The sequence below is a fragment of the Chelativorans salis genome, from assembly GCF_025336525.1.
Lineage (GTDB): Bacteria > Pseudomonadota > Alphaproteobacteria > Rhizobiales > Rhizobiaceae > Chelativorans > Chelativorans salis.
This window is the reverse complement of sequence record NZ_JAOCZP010000006.1, coordinates 170,631-193,567: the sequence shown is the minus strand read 5'-3', so window position 1 is coordinate 193,567 and position 22,937 is coordinate 170,631. Positions and strand designations below refer to the sequence as shown.

Here is a 22,937-nt window from a genome sequence, read left to right as displayed (position 1 = left end):
ATGCACAAGCCTTCCAACTCCGCCGACCGCCAGGGTATCGGCCAGGACCAGTTCCTCACAATCCTGTCACGGGAGGAGGCGCTGGCGCGCTTCGAGGCGGCACTGTTTCCGCGCGCGATTGCGGCGGAGGAGCGGCAGTTGGCCGATGCGCTGGGTCTGGCGCTGGCGGAAAGCGTCGTTGCGCCTATCGATGTGCCGTCCTTCGACCGCGCGAACGTCGATGGCTTCGCGGTGCGCTCCGCGGATATCGCCGCGGCTTCGGAGGGGCAGCCGGTCCGCCTCACGCTCAATGGCGAAACCATCGCCTGCGGCGTAACCCCGGAACTGACGGTCCTGCCCGGAACGGCGACCCCGATCTCGACTGGCGGTCCGCTGCCGCGTGGCGCCGACGCAATCGTGATGGTTGAGAACACTCACCCCTCGGAAGGCGATGCTATCGAAGTTGGCCGCAGCGCCTCGCCCGGCCAGTTCGTCTCGCATGCCGGCTCTGACATTGCCATGGGCGAGATCGTGCTACGGGTGGGGATGGTGATCGGCTCTCGCGAGATCGGCATGCTCGCGGCCTGCGGTATCGCCTCTATCCCGGTGGCGCGCAAACCGCACGTTGCCGTCCTGTCGACTGGTGATGAGCTTGTCCAGCCGGGGGAGGCGCTGCCTTCCGCCGGCATCTACGACACCAACGGTGCAATCGTCACCGCGGCGGTATCAGAGAACGGCGGTGAGGCTGAGTTCCTCGGGAGCTTTCCTGACGACGAAGCAAGGCTCGAAGCGGCTATGCGGCAGGCCCTGGCTACGCACGACATGCTGATCCTGTCAGGCGGCACGTCGAAGGGCGCGGGCGATGTCAGCCACCGCATCGTCGCCCGGTTGGGTCAACCGGGCATCATCGCCCACGGAATCGCACTGAAGCCGGGTAAGCCGTTGTGCCTTGCGGTCTGCGATGGAAAGCCAATTGTTATCCTTCCAGGATTCCCGACCTCCGCGATGTTCACCTTTCACGACATGATCGTACCGGTTCTGCGTCGGATGGCTGGTCTTCCACCGCGAACCGACGCCCAGGTGACAGCGCGGGTTCCGCTGCGCATCGCCTCCGAGATCGGCCGCACCGAGTTTGTCATGGTTTCGCTGGTCAAGGGGCAGGAGGGTCTCGTTGCCTATCCGACCGGCAAGGGTTCGGGCGCGATAACCTCCTTCGCCCAGGCTGACGGCTTCATTCGAATAGAGGCTTTGGCCGATCACATGCCGGCTGGCAGCGAGACCCAGGTGACGCTTTTCACGCCGCAGGTGCGGGTGCCGGATCTCTCCATCATCGGCAGCCACTGCACCGGTCTCGACCGTGTCGTGGCGCCGCTCGTGCGAGACGGATTTTCCGTACGCGTGCTTGCCGTTGGCAGCCTCGGCGGGCTTGCGGCGGCACGTAGGGGCGAATGCGATCTCGCGCCGATCCATCTCCTGGACGAGAAGACCGGGCGCTACAACGAACCCTTCCTGGAGGCGGGCTTAGAACTCGTGCCCGGCTGGCGGCGGATGCAGGGCATTGTCTTTCGCCCCGGCGATCTGCGCTTCGAAGGGCTGGATGCGCATGATGCCGTGCGCGCGGCGCTTGCGGATCCAGACTGCCTGATGGTCAATCGCAATCAGGGCGCGGGCACCCGCATCCTGATCGATACGCTACTGGGCTCGGCCCGGCCGGACGGCTACTGGAACCAGCCGCGCTCGCACAACGCCGTTGCGGCGGCGGTGGCGCAGAAGCGCGCGGATTGGGGAGTCACCATCGCGCCCGTTGCCGAGGCCTCGGGGCTCGGGTTCATCCCGCTGGCCGAAGAGCATTATGATTTCGCGCTGGTTACGGCGCGGAAGGATCGCCCGGCCGTCAAAACCTTTCTCGCCGCCCTGCAGTCTGAGGAAAGCAGAATCTCGCTGGAGCAGGCGGGATTTCGCCGGGCTTGACTGTCACTCGCCGAGAACGCGTGCAAGGCGTTCGGCCTCGGCAAGGTCGTCCAACGTGTTGGCATTGAAGAAGGGGTCGACCGGATCGGCCGGCCAGGAGACGGTTGCGAGCCGGTAGTTGGCGGTCCAGCGGTCGATCTTGCGCATTCCTTCCTTAAGCGCCTGGCGCAAATCTTCCCGCAAGCCCACATGCCAAAGGCCAATCACCGGATGTGAACGGCCGTTGGATGCCGCAACGCAAAGCTGCGCATCTTCTGCAAACCGCGCCTGGTGGAAGCGTTCTACGAGGTCGTTTGGCAGAAACGGGCAATCACCGGCAACGCTGACGACCCACTCCACTCCCGCACGGTTCTCGGCCACCCAGTCGAGCGCGGCCAGCACGCCGGCAAGCGGGCCGGGATAATCCTCCACCGTATCCGCGATCACCGGCAGGCCGAAGCGTGCAAAGCGGGCCGGATCGCCGTTGGCGTTCAGCAGAAGCCCCTCGCACTGCGGCGTAAGGCGAGTGATGACGTGATCGAGGATGGGGCTCCCGCCGATCGTGCGCATCGGCTTGTCGCCGCCGCCCATGCGCCGGGCCAGCCCGCCGGCGAGAATGACACCGGTCGTTGCCGGGCGCTCATCCGTCATTGCCGCCGCCCTTGCGTTGGCTGCGCGCCGGTTCCTCTTCGACGACGGCGAGATCCTGGTCGAAGACGATCCGCTCGTCGCCCGACAGCACGGCGAACCTCTTGCCACGCGCGCGGCCGACAAGCGTCAGACCTGCCTGTCTCGCCAGATCCACGCCCCAAGCGGTGAAGCCGGAGCGCGAGACGAGGATCGGGATACCCATGCGGACCGTCTTGATCGTCATTTCGGAGGTTAGCCGGCCGGTGGTGTAGAGAATCTTGTCGCCTGCCTCGACATCGTTTTGGTACATCCAACCGGCGATCTTATCGACGGCGTTGTGACGCCCGACATCCTCCATGTAGCAGATCGGCGTCCCTTCCTTGCATAGCACGCAGCCATGGATGGCCCCCGCCGCCAGATAGAGCGAGGGCGTGGTATTGATGGTACGGGTCAGCTGGTAAAGCCAGGAGGTGCGCAATTCCGCCGCGGGCAGGGTGATCGTCTCGAGCGCCTCCATGAGATCGCCGAAGGCGGTGCCTTGCGCGCAGCCGGAGGTCAGCGTCTTCTTCTTCAACTTTTGCTCAAAGTTCGTTCCACTTTCGGTGCGCACGACGACGACCTGAAGGTCATCGTCATAGTCGATCCCCGTCACGACATCGGTAGGCTTGAGCATGTTCTGGTTGAGCAGATAGCCGACCGCCAGATATTCGGGATAGTCGTTGATCGTCATCATGGTGACGATTTCCTGTGCGTTCAGATAGAGCGTCAACGCACGCTCGACCGGAACGCTCACCTCAACGCAGCTTCCGGTGTGGTCGATGCCGCTGACGCGTTCCGTCAGCCGCGGGTTCTCCGGATCAGGCATGATCACGCTGACGCGGCTCTTGATGTCATGCATTATGCTCTCGCAAGATGTTGTTCGTCGCCACAGCGACTGGGACTTGATCCCAAATTTGCACGAAAACGCTCGCGCGTCTGCATTTCGTACTATAGTAGCGCGCGAGCATGCCTAGCGTCGATCGGGTGAAACGGTAGATCAGGATGGCGCAACTTTCTGACGACTGTTTTGCATTCGGCGGTCCGTTGAGGTCCATCGACGATACTGTCGCCCTTATTACCTCGCGCCTGACCGCCGTGGACGGGACCGAGACCGTCCCGCTTCGCTCCGCTGATGGGCGCGTCCTGGCCGGAGATATCCTGGCTCCGCTCCCGTTACCCCCCTTCACCAATTCCGCGGTGGACGGTTACGCTGTATGCGGTGCCGATCTGCCGGAGGCTGACGAACGGGCTTATCCTGTCGTGGGCAGGGTAGAGGCCGGTATGTCGTCGGGCCTGCCGATCTCTCAGGGCCGGGCCGTGCGCATCTTTACCGGTGCACCGATGGCCAAGGGGACCGATACCGTCTTCATGCAGGAAGATGTCCGCGTGGACGATACTGGCGGAGTGATCCTTCCGCCCGGCCTCAGGCGCGGGGCGAATGTGCGCCCGGCGGGCGAAGATGTTGCTGCCGGAAAGACTGTTCTGAGGGCTGGCCATCGCATGCGCCCGCAGGATATAGCGCTAGTCGCGGCGTTAGGCTTGACTGAGGTCAATGTCCGCCGGCGAATACGTGTTGCGGTCTTTTCGACAGGAAACGAGCTTGTTGCGCCGGGCCAGCCGCGCAGCCCGACGCAGCTTTTCGATTCCAATCGGTTCATGCTGATTGCTATGCTTGAGCGTCTGGGCTGCCGGATCACCGATCTCGGGATCCTCCAGGATAATCCCGATACGATTTCCGACAGCTTGCATACCGCCGCTGTGTCGCATGACCTAATCCTGACTTCCGGCGGGGTCTCCACAGGGGAGGCCGATTACGTCAAGAAAAGCGTGGAGAACGTCGGCTCGCTGGTCTTCTGGCGCGTGGCCATCAAGCCTGGTCGCCCCGTGGCGATGGGGGTGATCCGGGGCACGGCATTCATAGGACTGCCGGGAAATCCGGTGGCGAGCTTCGTCACCTTCGCCCACATAGCCCGTCCCGCCATTCTTGCGCTTGCCGGAGCACACGTGCCACCGCAGCTTTCAACACCCATGCGCGCGGCCTTCTCCTACCGGAAGAAAAAAGGTCGACGCGAATATGTCCGGGCCAGCCTTCGGAGAGCCGAGGATGGATCATACGAGGCAGTGAAATTTCCACGCGAGGGTGCGGGTCTTCTATCATCGCTGGTGGAAACGGATGGGCTTATCGAACTTGATGAGGAAAGCACTGGGATCGAGCCGGGCCATACTGCCAACTTCCTCGCCTATTCGAGCCTTATCTAGTCGATAACTCGGCTTGGTGGCGTCGATTGACGAAGCGCACGCCCGTCGTCATCCTGACACGCATGACCACGATCCAACTGGACTTGACGGGATTGAAGTGCCCCTTACCTGCGTTAAAAACGCGCAGGGCGTTGGGCAGGATCGAGCCGGGAGATCGGCTCGAGGTCCATTGTACCGATCCGCTCGCCGCCATCGATATCCCTAATCTCATTAGCGAAACGGGGGATCGCATTGAGAACATCGCGCGCGACGGAGACAGGATAACCTTCCTGATCGAGAGGCGAGCAAACCGATAGGACTGTTCCGAAACGACTTTTAGTTCTGCTAGTTACTTGGGCAGTATGCGGCTCGTACGCGCGAGGAAAAACCGAACCGGTTCGCAGTTGGTGACGGAGGAAAGTCTTTTGCACGATAGTGGAAGTTCCGATGGGCCTACAGATTTGACGGGGAGCAACTCGTCCCACAACGGACGGGCAATGGCCTTTCGCGAGCGGCGCGGCCGCGATCGTGGGCACAAGGGACGTGCGCTCGATGATGCGGCGTTGCACGACGTCCAGGCACTTCTTGCAAGCCGCCCCCGCCGCCGCGACCTGCTGATCGAATTCCTGCATCTGATCCAGGATCAATACGGATGCCTGTCCGCCCCTCATCTGCGTGCGCTGGCTGAGGAAATGCGTCTGTCGCAGGCCGAAGTGTACGAGGTCGCGTCCTTCTACGATCACTTCGACATCGTAAAGGAAGGGGAGGCACAGCCTGCGCCTCTCACAATCCGCGTCTGCGATTCCATAAGTTGCATGCTGGCGGGGGCCGAGGACCTGCTGGATGAGCTTTCCGCCGCCATCGATCCGCAGGCCATCCGTGTGGTGCGTGCGCCATGCATGGGCCGCTGCGCCGGCGCACCGGCGGCACGCATCGGCGATCGTGAAGTCGACCATGCCGACAGCCGAGCCCTCATCGATCTGGCACGTTCGGGCGACGTCGGGGTCGCGGTTCCCGATTATACCGGCCTCCAGGCCTACATCGCTTCCGGCGGCTATCAGCTTTTGGAGAGGGTGAGGGCAGGCGAGACCTCCACTGACATGATCATCGAGACGATGCAGAATGCCGGCCTTCGCGGACTGGGCGGCGCGGGTTTCCCGGCCGGCAGGAAATGGAGCATCGTGCGCTCCTATCCCGGCCCACGGCTGATGTCGATCAACGGCGACGAGGGCGAGCCAGGTACCTTCAAGGATCGCATCTACCTGGAAAAAGACCCGCACCGCACTTTCGAGGGCGCCTTGATCGCCGCCCATGCGGTCGAGGCCGAGCGCATCTATTTCTATATGCGCGACGAATATCCCGCAGTCCTTCACATTCTGCGCTCCGAGATCGCCGCCTTGGAGAAAGCCGGCATCGTAACACCAGGTTTCATCGAGCTGCGCCGGGGCGCCGGCGCTTACATCTGCGGTGAAGAGAGCGCGATGCTGGAGAGCATTGAGGGCAAGCGCGGCCTGCCGCGCCACCGCCCGCCCTATATCGCCGAGGTCGGCCTGTTCGGCCGCCCGACGCTCAACCACAATGTCGAAACGCTGTGGTGGGTGCGGGACATTGTCGAGAAGGGGGCAGAGTGGTTCGCAGAACAGGGCAAGCCGGACCATCCCGGTGTCCGTTCCTGGTCGGTTTCGGGCCGAGTACGGGAGCCGGGCATGAAGCTGGCGCCGGCCGGCATCACCGTACGCGAGCTGATTGACGATTATTGCGGCGGCATGGCCGAGGGCCACGAATTCAAGGCCTATCTGCCTGGCGGGGCATCCGGCGGCGTCCTTCCGGCATCGATGGGCGACATTCCGCTCGATTTTGGCGGCAAACTTGCCGAACAGGGCGCTTTCGTCGGCTCGCATGCGGTCGTAATTTTCTCTCAGGAAGACAACATCAGGGATGTAACAATCAACCTGCTGAAGTTCTTCAAGCACGAGAGCTGCGGCCAGTGCACGCCATGTCGCGAGGGCACCGAGAAGATGGTCACGTTGCTCAAGAAACAGAACAAGCCCGACGAGGCTGCCATCCGCGACCTTGAAATGGTGATGCGTGACGCCTCCATCTGTGGGTTGGGCCAGGCTGCGCCCAATCCCGTCAACCACCTTCTGACTCATTTCCAGGACGACCTTTGAGATGACCGGCAAGATCACCTTCACGCTCGATGGAAAGTCGGTAACTGCCGCCGAAGGCGAGACCATCTGGGAAGTGGCCAAGCGCGAAGGCACGCGCATTCCGCATTTGTGCCACGTCGACATGCCCGGCTACCGGCCCGACGGCAACTGCCGGGCCTGCATGGTCGACATCGAGGGCGAGCGGGTGCTCGCTGCTTCCTGTATCCGCAAGCCGACCGAGGGAATGGTCGTGCATACAGACACCGAGCGCGCCGAGAAGTCGCGCGCGATGGTGTTTGAACTCTTGGCCAGCAACATGCGCCCTGCCGAAGAAGGGCCGGACGACCAGTCCCTCTTTTGGGAGTGGTCGTCCTCCATGGGCATATCCGGAAGCGATCGCTTCGGCTCGAAATTCGCGTCCGACGATTTCGCGCCGGAGTTTGACGTCACCAACCCGGCGATTGCCGTCAATCTCGATGCCTGCATCGCCTGCGGCGCCTGCGTGCGCGCCTGCCGTGAAGTGCAGGTGAACGACGTGATCGGCATGGCCGGCCGCGGTGATCATTCCGTGCCGGTCTTCGACATACATGACCCGATGGGTCTGTCGACCTGTGTCACCTGCGGCGAATGCGTACAGGCTTGCCCCACTGGCGCACTTTATGAGAAGTCGCTGATGGACAAGGAAGGCAGGACCCGCGCCGTTCAATCTTTCGACAAGGTGGTGGCTTCGGTCTGCCCGTTCTGCGGCGTCGGCTGCCAGACTGAAGTGGCAGTGAAGGACAACAAGATCGTCCAGGTCGATGGCCGCAACGGCTATGCCAACGAGAACCGCCTCTGCGTGAAGGGCCGCTTCGGCTATGACTACGTCATGTCGCCCGAGCGCCTCACCAAGCCGCTCATCCGCCGCGACGATGCGCCGAAATCCGCTGATATCGACATGCGCGGTGCTGATCCGCTCACTGTCTTCCGGGAGGCGACCTGGGAAGAGGCGCTTGACCGCGCTGCCGGCGGCTTGACCTCGCTCTTGAAGGCCCATGGCGGCAAGGCGCTGGCCGGCTTCGGTTCGGCCAAAGGGTCCAACGAGGAGGCGTACCTGTTCCAGAAGCTGGTGCGGCAAGGCTTCGGCACCAACAATGTCGACCACTGCACGAGGCTTTGTCACGCATCCTCGGTGGCCGCACTCATGGAAGGCGTCGGCTCCGGTGCTGTTTCGGCGCCCTTCAACGATGCGCTCAAGGCCGACTGCATCATCGTCATCGGCGCGCGTCCGACCACGAACCATCCGGTGGCGGCTACCTACTTCAAGCAGGCCGCCAAGAACGGCAAGAAGCTAATCGTCATCGATCCGCGCCGCCAGGACCTGATGCGGCATGCCAGCCATGCGCTGGAGTTCAAGCCGGGCACCGACGTTGCCCTTTTGAACGCGCTTATCCATGTGATCATCGAAGAGAAACTCTACGACGAGCAGTATATCCAGGCGAATGTGTCGGGCTTCGAGGCGCTGAAGGATAAGGTGAAGGATTTCTCGCCCGAGGCGATGGCCGAGGTTTGCGGCATCGACGCCGCCACGCTACGCGATGTCGCCCGCACCTATGCCAAGTCCGAGCGCTCGATCATCTTCTGGGGCATGGGCATCTCCCAGCACACGCATGGCACGGACAATTCCCGTTGCCTGATCGCGCTTGCGCTGATCACCGGCCATGTCGGGCGCCCGGGAACCGGCCTCCATCCGCTGCGCGGCCAGAACAACGTTCAGGGCGCCTCCGATGCCGGTCTCATCCCGATGTACTTCCCCGACTACAAGTCGGTCGAGAACGCCGACATCCGTGGCCAGTACGAGAATTTCTGGGGCCAGACGCTGGATCCCAAGCGCGGCCTGACCGTGGTGGAGATCGTCGACGCCATCCATGAAGGCGAGATCAAGGGCATGTACATCATGGGGGAGAACCCAGCCATGTCGGACCCCGACCAGTCCCATGCCCGCCAGGCTTTGGCCATGCTCGACCACCTGGTGGTGCAGGATATCTTTCTCACCGAGACCGCATGGCACGCCGATGTGGTGCTGCCCGCCTCGAGCCATGCCGAAAAGCTTGGCACCTACACCAACACCAACCGTCAGGTGCAGATCGGCCGCCCCGTGCTCGATCCGCCCGGCGAGGCACGGCAGGACTGGGAACTGATCGTCGCGATAGCCAAGCGCATAGGGCTCGACTGGAAGTATCAGCATGTGTCGGATGTCTATGCCGAAATGGCGAGCATGATGCCCTCGCTCCGCAATATTTCCTGGGAGCGTGTGGAGCGGGAGGGTTCGGTCATCTATCCGGCTGATGCCGAAGACAAGCCCGGCAACGAGATCATCTTCACGGACGGTTTCCCGACTGCGGATGGCCGAGGCCGCATCACTCCAGCCGATTTGCTGCCGCCGGCTGAAGTGCCCGACGAGCAGTATCCGCTCATCCTCACGACCGGACGTTTGCTTGAGCATTGGCACACCGGCGCGATGACGCGTCGGGCCGGCGTATTGCACGCCATAGAGCCTTACGGCATAGCCACGATGAACCCGCGTGAAATCGCCAGGCAAGGTCTGACGCAGGGCGATGTTATCGAGGTGCAAACCCGGCGTGGCACCGTCGAGGCGATCCTGCGCGCCGACAGGGATGTTGCCGACGGCATGGTATTCATGCCTTTCTGCTTCAACGAAAGCCCAGCCAACGAGCTGACAAACCCAATGCTCGACCCATTCGGCAAGATTCCGGAGTTTAAATATTGCGCCGCCCGCGTTTTGCCCACGGCATAGCGGTGATGTTGGTTGGATACGACGACAAGCACCTATCGGTGACACGTTGATTGCGCATCCCAGCAAGTGACCAGGCTGCGCGTGATCCCGCTTTCCAGCGAGGCAGACACCTGAGAGTTTGCTAGCTCTAAAGGGACTGAGCGCCGTGGGAAGGATTATCCCTCTACGGACAATCGGGGTGGGCAGCGCTGTTTCCGCGCCCCGAGGAAGATGGCACGCAGTGCCGCATCCGTCGGATGCATGTGCTTCGCGTAAGGCGACCAGCCGAGGCTGTTCAGCAGCGTCAGCCCGTCTCGATGGGTGCCGTCGGGTCCATCCGGCTGCTCCTCTTGATCGGCCGGCTAGACTAGAACATCACATTGGCGTTGGCTTCACTGGCCGGTAGCGGCTGAAGCAGGGCGGGCCGGATCAGATAGGTCCAGTCCGTCCGCGTGTCGGCGGGGCAGACAGCGTAACTGGTCGCAGGCCGCACAGATGCTCACCCACGAGTGGCCCTGTACGAAAGGTGTCAAGCATGCTGCGGCGGTAAAGGCCGTCCTCGCCGCCCTCAATGGCAAGAACGCACCTTCACATGCAAGGTGGGCCGTTTTGGCTGCTGCCAAAGAGGCGAGGATCCTTGCCCCCTGATGATGTATGCGACCGGGTGGACAACCTCCTAAAGACGGCCACCAGACAACCGAAGAATCCGCTTCTGGCGGACAAGGCATGCTTTCGAGAAGAGAGGAAGCCTTCCGCGCGTGCGAAACGCGCCCGAGGTGGGAGGTGTCGGTTTTCCGCCCGACCCATCGGAGATGAAGCGGGTACCATTGCTCTTTTATGCCGACGACTATTGATGCGACATCAGGCCACCATCCGTTCAACGCAGTCGCGCCCACTGTTCTTTGCTGAGTAGAGCGCGGCGTCCGCGCGCATCAGGAGCTCATCGAAATCACCAGAACCGCATGAGCTGTGGCAGACACCCGCGCTCGTGGTCACGTGTATTTCCTGCTCTCGAGTTCTGATGATGGTGCTGCGGATATTCTGCCTGACACGCTCGACGGCCGTAAGCGAGTCTGATGTCGAGGTACCTGGCAAGAATGCAGCGAATTCCTCGCCTCCCCAACGTGCGACGATGCTTTGGGGAGGCAATGTTTCAGTGAAGACATTGGCGCAAGCCCGGAGGGCTTCGTCGCCGGCTGCATGGCCGTAGGTGTCATTGATATGCTTGAAGCGGTCGAGGTCGAAAAGCACGACGGCGAAGTCGCGGCGTTCTGCGGCTGACAGATATTCGCGTACCTGGGCCTCGAACGCCGTCCTGTTCAGCAATCCAGTGAGGGAGTCGTGCATCGCCATCTGGCGCAATCTGACTGCATCCCGCTCGTAAGCGAGCGACAGCGCAAAGGCTCCAGATGCTGTTAAGTGCAGAACCGCGACCGACAGATGGATCATCAGCATCAAATCATCCGGAAGGTGCCTCGGCATGTCATCGCCAAAAATCGCTCCTTGAGCGACCCTGGCCGCGAAGGAGAGCGCAATAATTCCATAGGCCGCAACCATGCCGTATCGTGACGGCAATCGATCACTGCGATCTCGCCAGAATTCGGCTGCCGAAGCGATGGCGAGAGCGGCCAGCAGGATGTTCACGATTGTGTAGACGGTTGCATATGACCCATAGATCCAGGGCCACGCGCAGGTTGCGACGAAAACCACTGCCGGGCCCCACACGGCAACTGGGTGAACTGAACGCCCAGCAAATTCCCGGGCCGCACGAAAACGAAGGGACATCCCCAAGACCAGCAAGCAATTTGGGATGGTCACCAGAAACAGATCCGGCAGATGGCGTTCGAACATGAATGCCAGAAGGGCAGCCGCGATGATGATGTTTGCGATGCACCAGGAGTTCCAATAGCGTTCGCTCTGGCGCGCTCTTCCGGCAATGAAGAACGCCGCCGCCAATACGAGGGCAGCCAGCGTGTTTGCCGCAAATAGAGTAAAACTGTCCACGTCCCGATGCCCGCCGTTTCAGGCAGAGAACCAGAACCACGCTACATTCGCGTTAGCAAAGATGGTTTCCTATTCATTGCTTTGAAGGTGAAAATCGCAGTTAAAGACGATATTTGCGACGTGACGGAAGGCACCGATGCATCGACTTTGAATCCCAGCATCAATGTCATCGCCGGTGGCGTTTATGCCCGGCAGGAAATCAAATCTGACACGGTATGGCGGCCCGCGCTGGATAGGTGAGGCTAGTCTGCGGACTGCCATTGCTGCTGTCATGCAAAGCGGATCGCCGCCTTGGCGCGCGCTTTGGCTGCCTCTTCCTCGCGGTTACGCGGATGCTGAGCTGTTTCAAGAGTATTGAGAAGTTCGCGAACCGAAGTCGCGATGGCATCTACGGCGCGTTCGAACGTCTCCTCGTTTCGCTTTGAGGGCCGTGTCGAACCGCTCACTTTCCGGACGAACTGAAGGGCTGCGTCACGGATTTCTTCATCCGTGGCTGGGGGATCGAAATTGAAGAGAGTCTTTATGTTTCGGCACATTTTATTGCTCCAAGGTGCCCCGCCTTCGATTCATTTGGGCTGGTTATCTTTTAAGATCAACCCGCGCTTACTCGGCGTCAGCCGCAACGAATGGCTCGATCGCGCCCATCACGGATTCCTGATCAGCTGGCACAGGGCTGAAATCGGATGAACGCCGGCTGCTCCGCCATGTCTTGAGCAGAATTTCCACGTTGGCTTCAGGGCCATCCTCCGTGTTCAGTTCGAGGTCGTGGCGCCTGCCGACATGGATGGTCTCAAAGTCTCGCTTTGCGCCGCCCGGCGGCCTATCCCCTCCCTTGCCATGGCTCCGCCGTCCGCTTCACCCGAACCGTGTAATGACGCTCATGCCGACCGCATCCGATTTGTCCATGGTCGTGAGCGCCTCTATGCCATCTACTATGCTGATGCCGCGGCCGATCAATTTGCCCGGCGCGATCTTGCCCGTTTCTATCATCGCGAGAACAGCGTCGTAGCGCCATGCCTGCATGCCATGACTTCCGTAGATCTCCAGCTCGTGACTGATGACTTGCGCCATTGGAATGCGCGGCTTCGACTGATTGCCGAGCATGAGGCCGACCTGCACGTGCCGGCCACGCCGGCGCAGGTTCTGGATCGAGTTGAAACATGTCGTCTGATGCCCGAGCGCATCGATTGAAACATGGGCGCCGCCCTTGGTGATCTCCTGAACGGCCTCGACCACAGATTGGGTGGTTGAGGCGTTGACGGTCGCGACGGTACCGCTTTCGCGGGCGAGCGAAAGCTTCTCCTCCGAGAGATCGATGGCGATCGGGTTGGCGCCGAGCGCGGCGGCGATCATGATCGCGGAAAGACCTACGCCGCCGCAGCCATGGACGGCGATCCATTCGCCAGGCTTCAACCGGGCCTGGTCCACGACAGCACGAAACGATGTCGCGAAACGGCACCCCAGGCTCGCGGCCGTGCTGTCGTCGACAGCATCCGGCAAGGTAACGAGATTGGTTTCCGCGAAGTCGATGGCCACATATTGTGCGAACGAGCCCCAATGAGTGAAGCCGGGCTGAAACTGGTTGGGGCACACCTGCTGATTGCCGGAATGGCACTCGGCACAGCGTCCACAACCCGAAGCGAACGGCACCGTAACTCGGTCGCCGATCTTGAACCGCCGGACGCTTTTGCCGACGGCAACGACCCGACCTGCCAGCTCATGGCCGGGAACATGCGGCAGCTTGATATCGGGATCATGTCCCATCCAGCCGTGCCAATCGCTGCGGCATACGCCGCTGGCTGCAACCTCAATGACGACACCTTCCTCCGTCGGGGTCGGGTCCGGCAGGCTCGCGATCGTCGGAGTCTGACCGAACATCTCGTAGAACATTGCCTTCATCGCGTCATGGCCCCGGGCTTGTTATCGTCGCGTAGACGGCCTTGTTGCTGTTCCGATCGATTTTGGGCGGAAATTCTGCACTCACGGCGCAGCCCGCGCCAGTCGGTGATGTAGTCGCGCGGTATCAAAGCTCCGGCTCCACGCTCTCCCTACGGATAACCTCACGGTGCATCTATTTTCTTCGCAAGGGAAGGGAGTGTCTTGAGCCTACGTCGATCCAACGATGGGGAGTAGTGTGACGGATGCATTGGAAAAGGGTTCGGTTAACGCGCTTCCACTCTTTCCACGGCAAGGCTATCATTGGTGAACGAGATTTCGCGACGGTGGCATAAATTGGATCTGCAGACTTTCAGAGATTCGACTATTAATCCGCAGCCACCCGCAGGTTTAAGCTCAGCCCTGCAGGCTCTCTGGTGGGATGCGAAGGGCGATTGGAACAAGGCGCACGAACGCGCGCAGGAAGACGACGATATCGCCGGCATGCGTGTGCACGCCTACCTGCATCGCAAAGAAGGCGATCAATCCAATGCGGAATATTGGTACCGTCGCTGCGATTCTGCGCGATCGATCCTGACGCTGGACGAGGAATGGGAAGAGTTGGCGCGGGCACTTTTGGAGCAAGTCTGAGCTCTGCTTGATGCAAGATCCGGTCTGGCGCGTCGTCCCACTTGAACACAGGCAGGGAAACTCCTGCTCGCGCCCCTATCAAGCGCGACCCCGTAGGACATTGGGTGCTTCCCGACCGCGTCTTCTTTGGCCACGGCGCGTGCATATTCTCGCGGGCACATAGCATTCCGAGCGATGGTTTTGCCGGCAATCATATCTATGTGACCGACGGCGAAATCGCCTTCGACTATCATGGCTATTCCGCCCGTAGCATCTGTTCGAACACCACCGGAAGGGTTGGTCGCGTCGACATGCGGGATGGGAATAGCCATCGAAAAAGTGGATTTTGGTATGCTGAGCACGAGTGAACTGAATCGGCGCAAGATGCTTGGACCAGATCAGTACCTGTTTGAACCCATCCCTCGCACCCGTCGGTTCATTGAACGGATTAACCACCGCGAGACCGCAGCGAGAGCAGCCAAAATGCTCTAACCTTCCAGGAGGTCGAGGGTGGCGGCGAGCACGATCCGCGCGCCGTTGGCGAGGTCCTCGATTTTCACGTGCTCGTTCGGTTGATGGCAGACAGTAAAGTCCCCAGGCCCAAAATTGGTGGCCGGAATTCCCGCATCCCACACGAAATTGCGCATATCGGAGCCATAGGGCGGGCCCCAGACTTCGGCCTTCCCGCCCAACACCGCCTCATGGGCTGCGTCGAGCGCGCGTATCAGGCGATTTTCCAGCGAGGTTTCGGTGGGCTCGTTGCCGGCCACAAAAGCAACCTCATAGCTGACACCAGGATGGCGTTGCACGATATCGTCGAGGAGCGCTGTCAGTTCGTGGGTGATGCCGTCGAACGATTCCTCGGGCAGCATGCGCCGATCGACGGTAAGCCTGCACGTGTCGACCGTCGCGTTGTGGGCTCTGCCGCCTTCGATACGGGTGATCCGGCATGCCGGGCTCGGCATCAGATGATGCGCCTTCTGGGAAATCGCTGCGTGCAATTCGGCGATTGCGCTTCCAAAGGCGCTGACGGCCTGCATCACGTCCGCCGTCTCGCCGGGCACCAGGCCACAATGAGCCGAGGGCCCGATGAAGGTGATATCGTGCCAACAGGCGCCGCGCGTGCCGGGGCCGATCCTTAAATCGGTGGGCTCGAGTACAATGGCCCAGTCTCCCGTGTACCCTTTCTGAAGCAGCGTCCTGGTTCCTGGCTCGTCCATCTCCTCGCCCATCGCGGATTGGAACATGAGTGTTCCGGCGCGTGGCCGGCCGGCCTCCTTGAGCGTCTTTAAAACAACCATGGCAATCGCGAGCGCACCCTTCATGTCGGCGGTACCAAGGCCGCAAAGCCGGTCGTCCTCCACGATTGCCTCGAGCGGCGGATGACGCCAGGCTTGCAAGTCGCCTGCCCCAACCGTGTCCATATGGCCATTGAGGATCAGCGTCGGGCCCGGCTCTCGTCCCCTGAGCCAGGCAACAAGCTGCGGCCGGTCTGGATCGGGCTCGCCGACGAGTTCGGCTTCAATTCCCCATTCGGAAAGTGTGCAGTGGATGAATTCCGCGCACTGCTTCTCGTTTCCCGGCGGATTCTGCGTGTCAAATGCCACCAGTCGCCGTGTCAGGTCGACGATGAGGTCCGCATCCAGAGCCGTGATTAGGTCATCGGAGTGCCGTGCCATATCCGTCCCGTCCTTGAAGGTGCCCACTCAGCGGCATTGTCGTCTTGGACCGCCGCCGTAGGGTTGATACGAGTTGTCTTCTGGCCTGTAGGAACGATATCGGCGAAGGCAATCCTGTACATGTTCGGGGGAGAGAATGATCCCATCGTTCGTGGCGTAGCGCTGTTGGCCGGAATTGCTCGAAACAGATGTCCCAGAAGTCGCGTATGGTGAAATGCAGGGCCGAGTTCCCCCGCCATCGGGCGTGTAGCTATTCGTTTCGGGCCGATATGAGCGATACCTGTCAGAGCACCATTCAATGTGAGCCGCGGAGAGCGTTTCCTGACTTTCCGACGATTGATCGTTGTCGGCATCATTCGGCGCGCCGATGCTGCTGGTACTGATCACATCGATCTCTTCAACAGGCGCGCTGGACGACGTGCGTGCGTCCGTCAGTGTCTCCTGCGTCTCGCTTTCGGGATCGGGGATATCTTGGTCGCCGCCAGGTGACACGGGCCGAACCATCCGTATCGCAGCGTTGGCTGCCCCCGGCTTCTGGCCCTGCAGATCGGTTACTTCCTGACTGGCATCCGGCTTCCGTACCGGTTCTGCCATGATCAGATAGGTGGCTACGGCCGCTCCGCTAATGAAGACTGCCGAGGAGACCAAGAAGCCGGCGATGATAGCCAACAATGGTTTCATGCCCGATCCTCCTTTACGGAGCAAATGCGGGCCGGAAAAATGAGTTCCAGGATCAAGCATCGCGTCTTTCCGCCATCCGATCTGCTAGAGGGCGTTGCCCGATCTTCCGGCGGCGCACGAGCTGATCGAATGGATCACGTCGACTATTATTGAAGATGACGCGCCGCTCCACAATCCGGATCATGCCCACCTCGCCGGCGCCTCGATCGGAGCGCTTTGGACCAACGTCGACAATGCGGAGGCTGGGCGGCAGATCGTAGGGCGGTGCGAACTGCGCCATGGGCAATTGGGTGAAAGCGAGGGCTGAGCAACGGGTCCTAGAATGGGTCGGGACAATCCTAGATTTCATCCTGACCTTCGATGCTTGATATGTGGCTCAGGCGGACGCCGCCGCGTTCTGCGCCTCGTCATGCACGAGCTCTATCACGCCGCGCCGGCTGCCTTCATCAATGCGAGCGGTACCAGTTGACAGGCGAGGATGAGTGGTTGAAAGTGGTCATACCACTGGAAGGGAGCTTCATCCGTGGCTTTGGCCGAGAACGCCGACGACCTGCAGGGAACGGAGAAGGTGTTCTCCTTCTTTCGAGAGCAGTTGCTTGCAGGTGCGTTGAAGCTCGGCGACCGCCTGTTGAGCGAGCGGGAACTCGCCCTCTCGCTTGGCGTCTCCCGACCGGTGTTGCGCGAGGCCCTGCGCTCTCTCGCAATGCTCGGCTTTCTCGACATCCGTCACGGCAAGGGCGCCTACGTAAGGGCGGCGGATATCTCGGTTCTGACTGATTTCTTTACATTCAGCCTCGCCCAGCAGCCGGACATTCTCGATGACGTCATGCAGGCACGCATCGCCATAGAATGCCAGGCCATCAGGCTCGCTTGCGAACGCGCGGGCGACAGCGATTTTTCCAGGATCGGCAGCCATCTGTCACGGCTGATGGAAACACTCGACGATCCGGAGGCCGGCGGCGAGGCCGACTTCACTTTTCACGTTTCTATTGTGGAGGCGGGGCGAAGCCCAGCGCTCATCACGCTTTATCAGGCGGTCTCTGAACTGTTGAGGCGCAGCCACGTCGAGCGGAGGCAGCTGACTGTCAAGGTTCCCGGCATCAGGGACTACCTCGTTGATGCGCATCGGGAGGTCTTTCTTTCGATCGTGGCCCGCGATCCCGATGCCGCAGAGAAGCGCCTTCGCGAGCATTTCGCAATCGGCGACGAATTCCGCCGCAAGAGCTTCATCGCAGCCTACTCAAAGGCGGCATCACAACCAAAAGACTAAGCTGGAGGAAAGGAAAAGCCATGTATCCGTTCAAGATCCCGCAGGCCTTAGCAGGCGCGACGCTCGCGCTCGGTCTTCTTTCCGCTGCGAGCGCCGCAGCGCAGGAACTGCGCTATGCCCATGTCGGCGCGGAAGGTGACATTCAGACGCGCTATGCGGCAGAGGCAGCACAGGCCATCGACGACGCCACCGGCGGTGAGGTGACAATACAGGTCTACCCGGCGAGCCAGCTTGGCGGTGTCGGCGAAATGGTCGATGGCATTCGCATGGGCTCGATCAGCATGGGCCATCACGATTTCGCCTCGCTCGCCAGGATCGTGCCGGAGGTTGCGGTGTTCAATGCTCCCTTCATCTACCGCGATGGCGAACATGCGCTGAGTGCGACAGATCCCGCTATCTCCCCGGCTCTTCAGGAGCTCAACGAGAAGCTGATCGCCGAAGGTGGTGTGCGCATCATTGGCCGTATCTATCGGGGCGACCGCCATATCTCGTCGAACTTCCCGGTCAAAACCCCGGCGGATCTAGAGGGCAAGCCGTTCCGTGCCGTGCCGCTCGACCTTTGGGTCTCCATGGTGAAAGGCTTCGGCGCGACTCCCACCCCGGTGGAAGTTTCGGAATTACCAACCGCCCTCATGACCGGACTGGTGGTGGGGCAGGAGAACCCGCTGACCATGATTTCAGCGAACAAGCTCTACGAAGTGCAGTCGCATGTGGCGATGACAGGCCATATGCAGTCGATCCTCGCCGTCTTCGTAAACGAGGAGGCCTGGCAGGGACTTTCCGAGGAGCATCGCGCGGCGATCACCGAGGTGCTGGACCAGAAGGCGGAGGAGTCGCTGCAGTGGGCGACAGAGTCGGAAGCTGAACTCATGGAGGAGTTGGAGGGGCACGGCATGACCATCATAACGGAAGAGGATGGTCTCGACATTCCGGCTTTCAGGGAGGCGGTCCTCGAACAGATCCGGACGGATTTCCCGAACTACGAGCCCTATATCGAGCAGATCGCGGCGGTCGAATAGCCGAAGGAACGTCACCGCGGGAGCGGTGATATCCGCTTCCGCACGCCGTCAGGTGTCACCATGTCCATCGCCAGGAAAGTTCTCGCCGCCTTCTGCGTTCTGGTGCTTGTCGCACTGGTTGCCGTTCCGTTCATCCAGGTGGTGATGCGCGATGTCGTGGGGGCGGCGATCGTCGGCGCGGAGGAATTTACGCGCTTTCTTCTGATCGTGCTGGTGTTCACGGCGTTCCCAGTTGTGGTGATGGAGCACGAAAATATCGTCATGGCAGAGTTCCGCGAGGTCCTGCCTCGCCGTTTGCGCAAGGTGCTGGCTTTCGTGATCACGCTGTCGGCGGCGGCGGCGGCCGGTTTCATCGCCTATGTTTCGTGGGGAACGATCTTCAACAACCTGAACAATGCTACGCCCACCCTAAAGATCCCCTTCTGGCTGTTTCTGGGCTCAACCTTCCTGGGCTTCGCGCTCGCCTGTCTCATTCACCTGGCGGATCTGCGACATCCGCCCAGGGAAGAAACCAAGGTCCTCTGAGGCGGCACGATGGGGCTATTGATCATAGCGGCCTTTCTGGTCCTGTTCATCGCAGGTTTCCCTGTCGTCTACGCCATCCTCATCCCCTCGATCGCCTATACGCTGATCGAGGGGCTTCCGTTGGGCCTGCTCTCGCAGCGCATCACCTACGCACTCGACTCCTTCCCTCTTGTCGCCGTGCCGGTTTTCATCTTTGTCGGCAATCTCATGAATTCGGCCGGGATCACGGACCGCATCTTTCGCTTTGCCGACACGCTCGTAGGCCGTGTTCCCGGCGGGCTCGCACAGGTGAACGTCTTTTCAAGCCTGATCTTTTCCGGCATGTCGGGCGCGGCCTTGGCCGATGTCGGTGGCCTTGGCAGGATCGAAATCGAAGCGATGAGGAAGAGAGGGTTCACTGCGCCATTTTCAGCTGCCGTGACCGGTGCTTCGGCAGTCGTCGGCCCGATCTTCCCGCCGAGTATTCCGCTCATCGTCTATGGCTCGATTACCAGCGTCTCGATCGTGCAGCTCTTGATCGCCGGCATCGTTCCGGCGCTGATTTGTGTGGTGCTGCTGATGCTGACGGTCGCGGTCCTATCCTATCGGCGGAAGCTGCCACGTGCAGAACGGTGGCCGACCTTGCGAGATATCGCCCGCGATCTGCTGCCCGCGTTTCCCGCGCTCGTCGCTCCCGTCCTGATGATTTCCGGAATGCTGGCCGGCCTTTTCACGCCAACAGAGGCGGCATCCGTCACGGCGGTGTACGTCCTGTTGATCAGCTCACTGTTTTACCGGGACCTGACTTGGCCGCATCTGTGGAGTGCCTTGTTTCTTACCGCGCGCAGCACCAGCGCGATTCTCGCCATCGTGGCTGTCGCCGCGCTGTTCGGCTGGATTTTGGCCGTCGAGCAGGTGCCTCAGGACTTCTCTCGATGGATTCTTCAATTCAGCACCGAGCCGATCGTGTTGTTGTTGATCGCCAACCTGATATTTTTCGTTGCGGGGATGTTTCTGGATTCAACCACGGCGACCCTTCTCGTGGTTCCGATCTTGGCACCGCCACTCGTATCGGCAGGGATCGATCCGGTGCATCTGGGTATCCTCGTCATCTTCAACCTGATGTTCGGGCTTTTGACCCCGCCAATGGGGCTTTCGCTGTTCCTGCTCAGTAGTATTGCTGAGATATCGCTGCGCCAGCTTCTGCGGGCCCTGATTCCCTTCTACGTGCCGCTCCTGATGACGCTGGCCGTTATCACCTTCGCGGACAGATTGGTGCTTTGGCTGCCGAGCCTGATCCGCTAAAGACCCACAATCTGAAGGATTATGAGAATGCGTGTTGTTATCGGTTCCGATCATGCCGGCTTTCCCCTGAAGGCCGATGTTGTCGAGTTCGTGAAATCCCTCGGCCATGAGGTCGAGGATGTAGGGTCCCATGACCCTGACCCGGTAGATTTTCCGGATATCGCCCGGGCAGTGACCGACAGGATCACCTCGGGCAAGGCCGATCGCGGCCTCTTGGTGTGCGGCACCGGGGTTGGCGCCTCGATCGCCGCAAACAAGATTCGGGGAATTCGGGCCGCCGTTTGCCACGATGTCCACTCAGCGCATCAGTCGGTCGAGCACGACGACGTCAACGTCATGTGTATCGGCGCGCAGATCGTCGGCGCCTGGCTCGCCAAGGATCTGGTGGGCGCCTACCTTTCGGCGAAATTCTCCACGGACGAAGATTTTCGCCGAAGGGTGGCGAAGCTTGCCGATATGGATGCGGCGCGCTGAGCCACCGCGCTTAAGCTACGAAAGCGGCAGAGAAAAAGCATCAATTTGCGTACAGAGCGCTTTCTTGTCGCCTTGCCGTCACAGTAATTGCGATAATCTCCACACTACGGATTTCCGCATACGCAGATATTGTGACGTTCCCGGAACTTGCCCACTGCCCTCCAAGTCGGCAGGTTTAAGACGTATGTGCGCGTTGCCTTATGCCGTCCGCGCCCTGCGCCGCTGCGGTCAATCCGTCCCAGGCGGCCATGGCGCAGGCCGCGACCGATCGCAGCGTCTCGTATGAGGCGCCGTCACGCGCCTGGATCGACATGCCCTGCTGAACCGTCGCATAAAACGAGGCGGCGGCAAGGCAGTCCATGCCTTCGGGGAGCTCCCCCTCCCGAACGGCGCGCTCCAGCCGGTCGCGTAGCGTCGCGACATTCGCGGCGCGCTTGTCCCGCAGTTCTTGACAGATATTCACGTTAGCGTCGGTTGCGTTGAGCGCGCTGAGCACGATCAGGCAACCGGCGGGCTGTCCGGGCCGTGTGTAGACCTTGGCACTTGCGACAAGGAAGCGTTCGAACGCTGCATACGCAGTCGGCTCCTCCGGAATCGCGCTCCATATTTCGGTACCCTCCGTCTCGAAGAGCGCAACCGCTTCCCGGAACAAGGCTTCCTTTGAGCCGAAGGCGGCATAAAGGCTGGGTGAGTTGATACCCATCGCCGCTGTCAGGTCGGACAGCGAAGCACCGTCGTAGCCCTTGGCCCAAAATACCTCCATCGCCTGCCGCAAGGCGGCGGCGCGGTCGAAGCTGCGTGGGCGACCTCTTTCGGCCATCGAACCTCTTTTCTGTGATGACCAATACATAAATTGCTTGACCGCGCCGCGCAAGATAGGCATTGAAATATGTATCGCTCGATACATAAAGGAAATGACATGTCACGACTTGAAGGCAAAGCAGCGCTGGTAACCGGTGGCAGCCGCGGCATCGGTGCCGCGATTGCGCGACGGCTTGCAGCCGACGGCGCCGATGTCGCCGTCACCTATGCGCGTTCGGCCGAGAAGGCGGAGGCGGTAGCGGCGGAGATCAGGGCGCTCGGCTGCAAGGGCTTGGCGATCGCTGCGGACAACACGGATGCGTCCGCCGTCGCGGCCGCGGTGGAAAAGGCGGCTGCCGACTTCGGGCGGCTCGACATCCTGGTCAACAACGCCGGCATCTTCCCCTATGGGACGCTGGAGGAGATGTCGCTCGAGGATTTCGACGTGACGGTCGCTGTCAACACACGCGCTGTCTTCGCCGCGTCAAAGGCCGCAGCCGGTCAAATGGGGGACGACGGTCGCATCGTCTCCATCGGCAGCAATTTAGCCGAGCGAGTCCCCTGGCCCGGAATCAGCCTCTACGCGCTTAGCAAGGCCGCCCTCATCGGATTGACCAAAGGCTTGGCGCGCGACCTTGGACCGCGCGGAATAACAGTCAACATTGTCCATCCCGGTTCCACTGAGACGGACATGAATCCTGCGGATGGCCCGCAGTCGGACCTGCAGCGAAGTGCGATGGCCATTCCGCGCTACGGCAGACCGGAAGATGTTGCAGGCTTGGTCGCGTGGCTGGCGGGACCGGAGGCACGCTCCGTAACCGGCGCGGCCCTGACCATCGATGGCGGCACAAACGCATGAGCGAGACGTCTTGCGCATCGGTAGCCGCACCGATGCCCGAATGGGTGGCAAAGGCCGCCGTGCCGGCCTTTGTC

General features: G+C 61.1%; 23 protein-coding genes and 1 pseudogene. 16 read left to right on the top strand and 8 right to left on the bottom strand.

Features of this window, described 5'->3' with window-relative positions; translation table 11 throughout:
• Positions 1 to 1,950, top strand: coding sequence for a molybdopterin biosynthesis protein (locus N5A92_RS19300; RefSeq protein ID WP_260905659.1), 1,950 nt, complete (start codon positions 1 to 3; stop codon positions 1,948 to 1,950).
• Between the two features lie 3 nt (positions 1,951 to 1,953).
• On the opposite strand, the gene mobA is transcribed toward N5A92_RS19300, so the two are convergent.
• Together mobA and fdhD are read right to left on the bottom strand one after the other, a co-directional pair.
• On the bottom strand, positions 1,954 to 2,580 hold the full coding sequence (mobA, locus tag N5A92_RS19295; RefSeq protein WP_260905548.1) for a molybdenum cofactor guanylyltransferase MobA: 627 nt from the start codon (positions 2,578 to 2,580) through the stop codon (positions 1,954 to 1,956).
• The gene (gene fdhD, locus N5A92_RS19290; RefSeq protein WP_260905546.1) at positions 2,570 to 3,457 is read right to left on the bottom strand and encodes a formate dehydrogenase accessory sulfurtransferase FdhD; all 888 of its coding nucleotides are present in this window, start codon (positions 3,455 to 3,457) and stop codon (positions 2,570 to 2,572) included. The genes mobA and fdhD overlap by 11 nt, the downstream gene beginning before the upstream one ends.
• A gap of 143 nt (positions 3,458 to 3,600) precedes the next feature.
• Between fdhD and N5A92_RS19285 the strand changes: the two genes are divergently transcribed.
• The 5 genes and pseudogenes from N5A92_RS19285 to N5A92_RS27510 all read left to right on the top strand — a co-directional run.
• On the top strand, positions 3,601 to 4,857 hold the full coding sequence (locus N5A92_RS19285; protein ID WP_260905545.1) for a molybdopterin molybdotransferase MoeA: 1,257 nt from the start codon (positions 3,601 to 3,603) through the stop codon (positions 4,855 to 4,857).
• Positions 4,858 to 4,919: 62 nt separating this feature from the next.
• The gene (locus tag N5A92_RS19280; RefSeq protein ID WP_260905657.1) at positions 4,920 to 5,153 is read left to right on the top strand and encodes a sulfurtransferase TusA family protein; all 234 of its coding nucleotides are present in this window, start codon (positions 4,920 to 4,922) and stop codon (positions 5,151 to 5,153) included.
• A 180-nt stretch (positions 5,154 to 5,333) separates the two neighbouring features.
• Entirely contained in the window at positions 5,334 to 7,007 is a 1,674-nt protein-coding gene (locus tag N5A92_RS19275) for an NAD(P)H-dependent oxidoreductase subunit E (protein WP_260905544.1), read from the top strand.
• Position 7,008: 1 nt separating this feature from the next.
• Positions 7,009 to 9,783, top strand: coding sequence for a formate dehydrogenase subunit alpha (fdhF, locus tag N5A92_RS19270; protein ID WP_260905542.1), 2,775 nt, complete (start codon positions 7,009 to 7,011; stop codon positions 9,781 to 9,783).
• A 462-nt stretch (positions 9,784 to 10,245) separates the two neighbouring features.
• Positions 10,246 to 10,410 (top strand): annotated as a pseudogene (locus N5A92_RS27510) (DUF982 domain-containing protein); the annotation flags it as partial.
• A 213-nt stretch (positions 10,411 to 10,623) separates the two neighbouring features.
• Here the strand turns inward: N5A92_RS27510 and N5A92_RS19265 are convergent.
• Positions 10,624 to 11,766 carry a GGDEF domain-containing protein gene (locus N5A92_RS19265; RefSeq protein WP_260905540.1) on the bottom strand — a complete coding sequence of 381 codons (1,143 nt, stop codon included), beginning with the start codon at positions 11,764 to 11,766 and terminating at the stop codon, positions 10,624 to 10,626.
• A 6-nt stretch (positions 11,767 to 11,772) separates the two neighbouring features.
• Here N5A92_RS19265 and N5A92_RS19260 point away from each other — a divergent pair, with 6 nt between their 5' ends.
• Entirely contained in the window at positions 11,773 to 12,006 is a 234-nt protein-coding gene (locus tag N5A92_RS19260; protein ID WP_260905538.1) for a hypothetical protein, read from the top strand.
• Between the two features lie 29 nt (positions 12,007 to 12,035).
• Here the strand turns inward: N5A92_RS19260 and N5A92_RS19255 are convergent, their stop codons facing one another.
• Entirely contained in the window at positions 12,036 to 12,302 is a 267-nt protein-coding gene (locus N5A92_RS19255) for a DUF2277 domain-containing protein (protein WP_260905536.1), read from the bottom strand.
• Positions 12,303 to 12,621: 319 nt separating this feature from the next.
• Positions 12,622 to 13,665, bottom strand: coding sequence for a zinc-dependent alcohol dehydrogenase family protein (locus N5A92_RS19250; RefSeq protein ID WP_260905534.1), 1,044 nt, complete (start codon positions 13,663 to 13,665; stop codon positions 12,622 to 12,624).
• Positions 13,666 to 13,998: 333 nt separating this feature from the next.
• Between N5A92_RS19250 and N5A92_RS19245 the strand changes: the two genes are divergently transcribed.
• Both N5A92_RS19245 and N5A92_RS19240 read left to right on the top strand, forming a co-directional pair.
• Positions 13,999 to 14,292, top strand: a complete 294-nt coding sequence (locus tag N5A92_RS19245) for a hypothetical protein (RefSeq protein WP_260905655.1) — start codon at positions 13,999 to 14,001, stop codon at positions 14,290 to 14,292.
• Positions 14,293 to 14,396: 104 nt separating this feature from the next.
• Positions 14,397 to 14,639, top strand: coding sequence for a hypothetical protein (locus tag N5A92_RS19240; protein WP_260905532.1), 243 nt, complete (start codon positions 14,397 to 14,399; stop codon positions 14,637 to 14,639).
• A gap of 120 nt (positions 14,640 to 14,759) precedes the next feature.
• Here N5A92_RS19240 and N5A92_RS19235 read toward each other — a convergent pair whose 3' ends face one another.
• Positions 14,760 to 15,950, bottom strand: coding sequence for a M20 family metallopeptidase (locus N5A92_RS19235; protein WP_260905530.1), 1,191 nt, complete (start codon positions 15,948 to 15,950; stop codon positions 14,760 to 14,762).
• 27 nt (positions 15,951 to 15,977) lie between these two features.
• On the bottom strand, positions 15,978 to 16,631 hold the full coding sequence (locus tag N5A92_RS19230) for a BA14K family protein (protein ID WP_260905528.1): 654 nt from the start codon (positions 16,629 to 16,631) through the stop codon (positions 15,978 to 15,980).
• A gap of 94 nt (positions 16,632 to 16,725) precedes the next feature.
• Here N5A92_RS19230 and N5A92_RS19225 point away from each other — a divergent pair, with 94 nt between their 5' ends.
• The 6 genes from N5A92_RS19225 (at position 16,726) to rpiB (ending at position 21,203) form a co-directional block, all read left to right on the top strand.
• Positions 16,726 to 16,938 (top strand): putative metallopeptidase, encoded by a 213-nt coding sequence (locus N5A92_RS19225; protein ID WP_260905527.1) that lies wholly within the window; start codon positions 16,726 to 16,728, stop codon positions 16,936 to 16,938.
• 216 nt (positions 16,939 to 17,154) lie between these two features.
• Entirely contained in the window at positions 17,155 to 17,901 is a 747-nt protein-coding gene (locus N5A92_RS19220) for a FadR/GntR family transcriptional regulator (RefSeq protein ID WP_260905525.1), read from the top strand.
• Positions 17,902 to 17,921: 20 nt separating this feature from the next.
• Entirely contained in the window at positions 17,922 to 18,920 is a 999-nt protein-coding gene (locus N5A92_RS19215; protein ID WP_260905523.1) for a TRAP transporter substrate-binding protein, read from the top strand.
• A gap of 60 nt (positions 18,921 to 18,980) precedes the next feature.
• Entirely contained in the window at positions 18,981 to 19,445 is a 465-nt protein-coding gene (locus N5A92_RS19210; RefSeq protein ID WP_260905521.1) for a TRAP transporter small permease, read from the top strand.
• Between the two features lie 9 nt (positions 19,446 to 19,454).
• Positions 19,455 to 20,729 (top strand): TRAP transporter large permease, encoded by a 1,275-nt coding sequence (locus N5A92_RS19205; RefSeq protein ID WP_260905520.1) that lies wholly within the window; start codon positions 19,455 to 19,457, stop codon positions 20,727 to 20,729.
• A 27-nt stretch (positions 20,730 to 20,756) separates the two neighbouring features.
• Complete coding sequence (rpiB, locus tag N5A92_RS19200; protein ID WP_260905518.1) at positions 20,757 to 21,203, top strand: ribose 5-phosphate isomerase B; 447 nt, start codon at positions 20,757 to 20,759, stop codon at positions 21,201 to 21,203.
• 175 nt (positions 21,204 to 21,378) lie between these two features.
• On the opposite strand, the gene N5A92_RS19195 is transcribed toward rpiB, so the two are convergent.
• Positions 21,379 to 22,023, bottom strand: a complete 645-nt coding sequence (locus tag N5A92_RS19195; RefSeq protein WP_260905516.1) for a TetR/AcrR family transcriptional regulator — start codon at positions 22,021 to 22,023, stop codon at positions 21,379 to 21,381.
• 99 nt (positions 22,024 to 22,122) lie between these two features.
• On the opposite strand from N5A92_RS19195, the gene N5A92_RS19190 reads away from it, so the two are divergent.
• Positions 22,123 to 22,863 carry an SDR family oxidoreductase gene (locus tag N5A92_RS19190; RefSeq protein ID WP_260905514.1) on the top strand — a complete coding sequence of 247 codons (741 nt, stop codon included), beginning with the start codon at positions 22,123 to 22,125 and terminating at the stop codon, positions 22,861 to 22,863.
• The last annotated feature ends 74 nt before the right edge of the window (positions 22,864 to 22,937 follow it).

Excerpts from the sequence above, each read along its gene's own strand:
- N5A92_RS19195 (WP_260905516.1), bottom strand. The coding sequence starts at position 22,023 with ATGGCCGAAAGAGGTCGCCCACGCAGCTTCGACCGCGCCGCCGCCTTG.
- N5A92_RS19255 (WP_260905536.1), bottom strand. The coding sequence starts at position 12,302 with ATGTGCCGAAACATAAAGACTCTCTTCAATTTCGATCCCCCAGCCACG.
- fdhF (WP_260905542.1), top strand. The coding sequence starts at position 7,009 with ATGACCGGCAAGATCACCTTCACGCTCGATGGAAAGTCGGTAACTGCC.
- N5A92_RS19205 (WP_260905520.1), top strand. The coding sequence starts at position 19,455 with ATGGGGCTATTGATCATAGCGGCCTTTCTGGTCCTGTTCATCGCAGGT.
- rpiB (WP_260905518.1), top strand. The coding sequence starts at position 20,757 with ATGCGTGTTGTTATCGGTTCCGATCATGCCGGCTTTCCCCTGAAGGCC.
- fdhD (WP_260905546.1), bottom strand. The coding sequence starts at position 3,457 with ATGCATGACATCAAGAGCCGCGTCAGCGTGATCATGCCTGATCCGGAG.
- N5A92_RS19215 (WP_260905523.1), top strand. The coding sequence starts at position 17,922 with ATGTATCCGTTCAAGATCCCGCAGGCCTTAGCAGGCGCGACGCTCGCG.
- N5A92_RS19210 (WP_260905521.1), top strand. The coding sequence starts at position 18,981 with ATGTCCATCGCCAGGAAAGTTCTCGCCGCCTTCTGCGTTCTGGTGCTT.
- N5A92_RS19230 (WP_260905528.1), bottom strand. The coding sequence starts at position 16,631 with ATGAAACCATTGTTGGCTATCATCGCCGGCTTCTTGGTCTCCTCGGCA.
- N5A92_RS19250 (WP_260905534.1), bottom strand. The coding sequence starts at position 13,665 with ATGAAGGCAATGTTCTACGAGATGTTCGGTCAGACTCCGACGATCGCG.
- N5A92_RS19190 (WP_260905514.1), top strand. The coding sequence starts at position 22,123 with ATGTCACGACTTGAAGGCAAAGCAGCGCTGGTAACCGGTGGCAGCCGC.
- N5A92_RS19285 (WP_260905545.1), top strand. The coding sequence starts at position 3,601 with ATGGCGCAACTTTCTGACGACTGTTTTGCATTCGGCGGTCCGTTGAGG.
- N5A92_RS19275 (WP_260905544.1), top strand. The coding sequence starts at position 5,334 with ATGGCCTTTCGCGAGCGGCGCGGCCGCGATCGTGGGCACAAGGGACGT.
- N5A92_RS19260 (WP_260905538.1), top strand. The coding sequence starts at position 11,773 with ATGCCCGCCGTTTCAGGCAGAGAACCAGAACCACGCTACATTCGCGTT.
- N5A92_RS19235 (WP_260905530.1), bottom strand. The coding sequence starts at position 15,950 with ATGGCACGGCACTCCGATGACCTAATCACGGCTCTGGATGCGGACCTC.
- N5A92_RS19280 (WP_260905657.1), top strand. The coding sequence starts at position 4,920 with ATGACCACGATCCAACTGGACTTGACGGGATTGAAGTGCCCCTTACCT.
- N5A92_RS19300 (WP_260905659.1), top strand. The coding sequence starts at position 1 with ATGCACAAGCCTTCCAACTCCGCCGACCGCCAGGGTATCGGCCAGGAC.
- mobA (WP_260905548.1), bottom strand. The coding sequence starts at position 2,580 with ATGACGGATGAGCGCCCGGCAACGACCGGTGTCATTCTCGCCGGCGGG.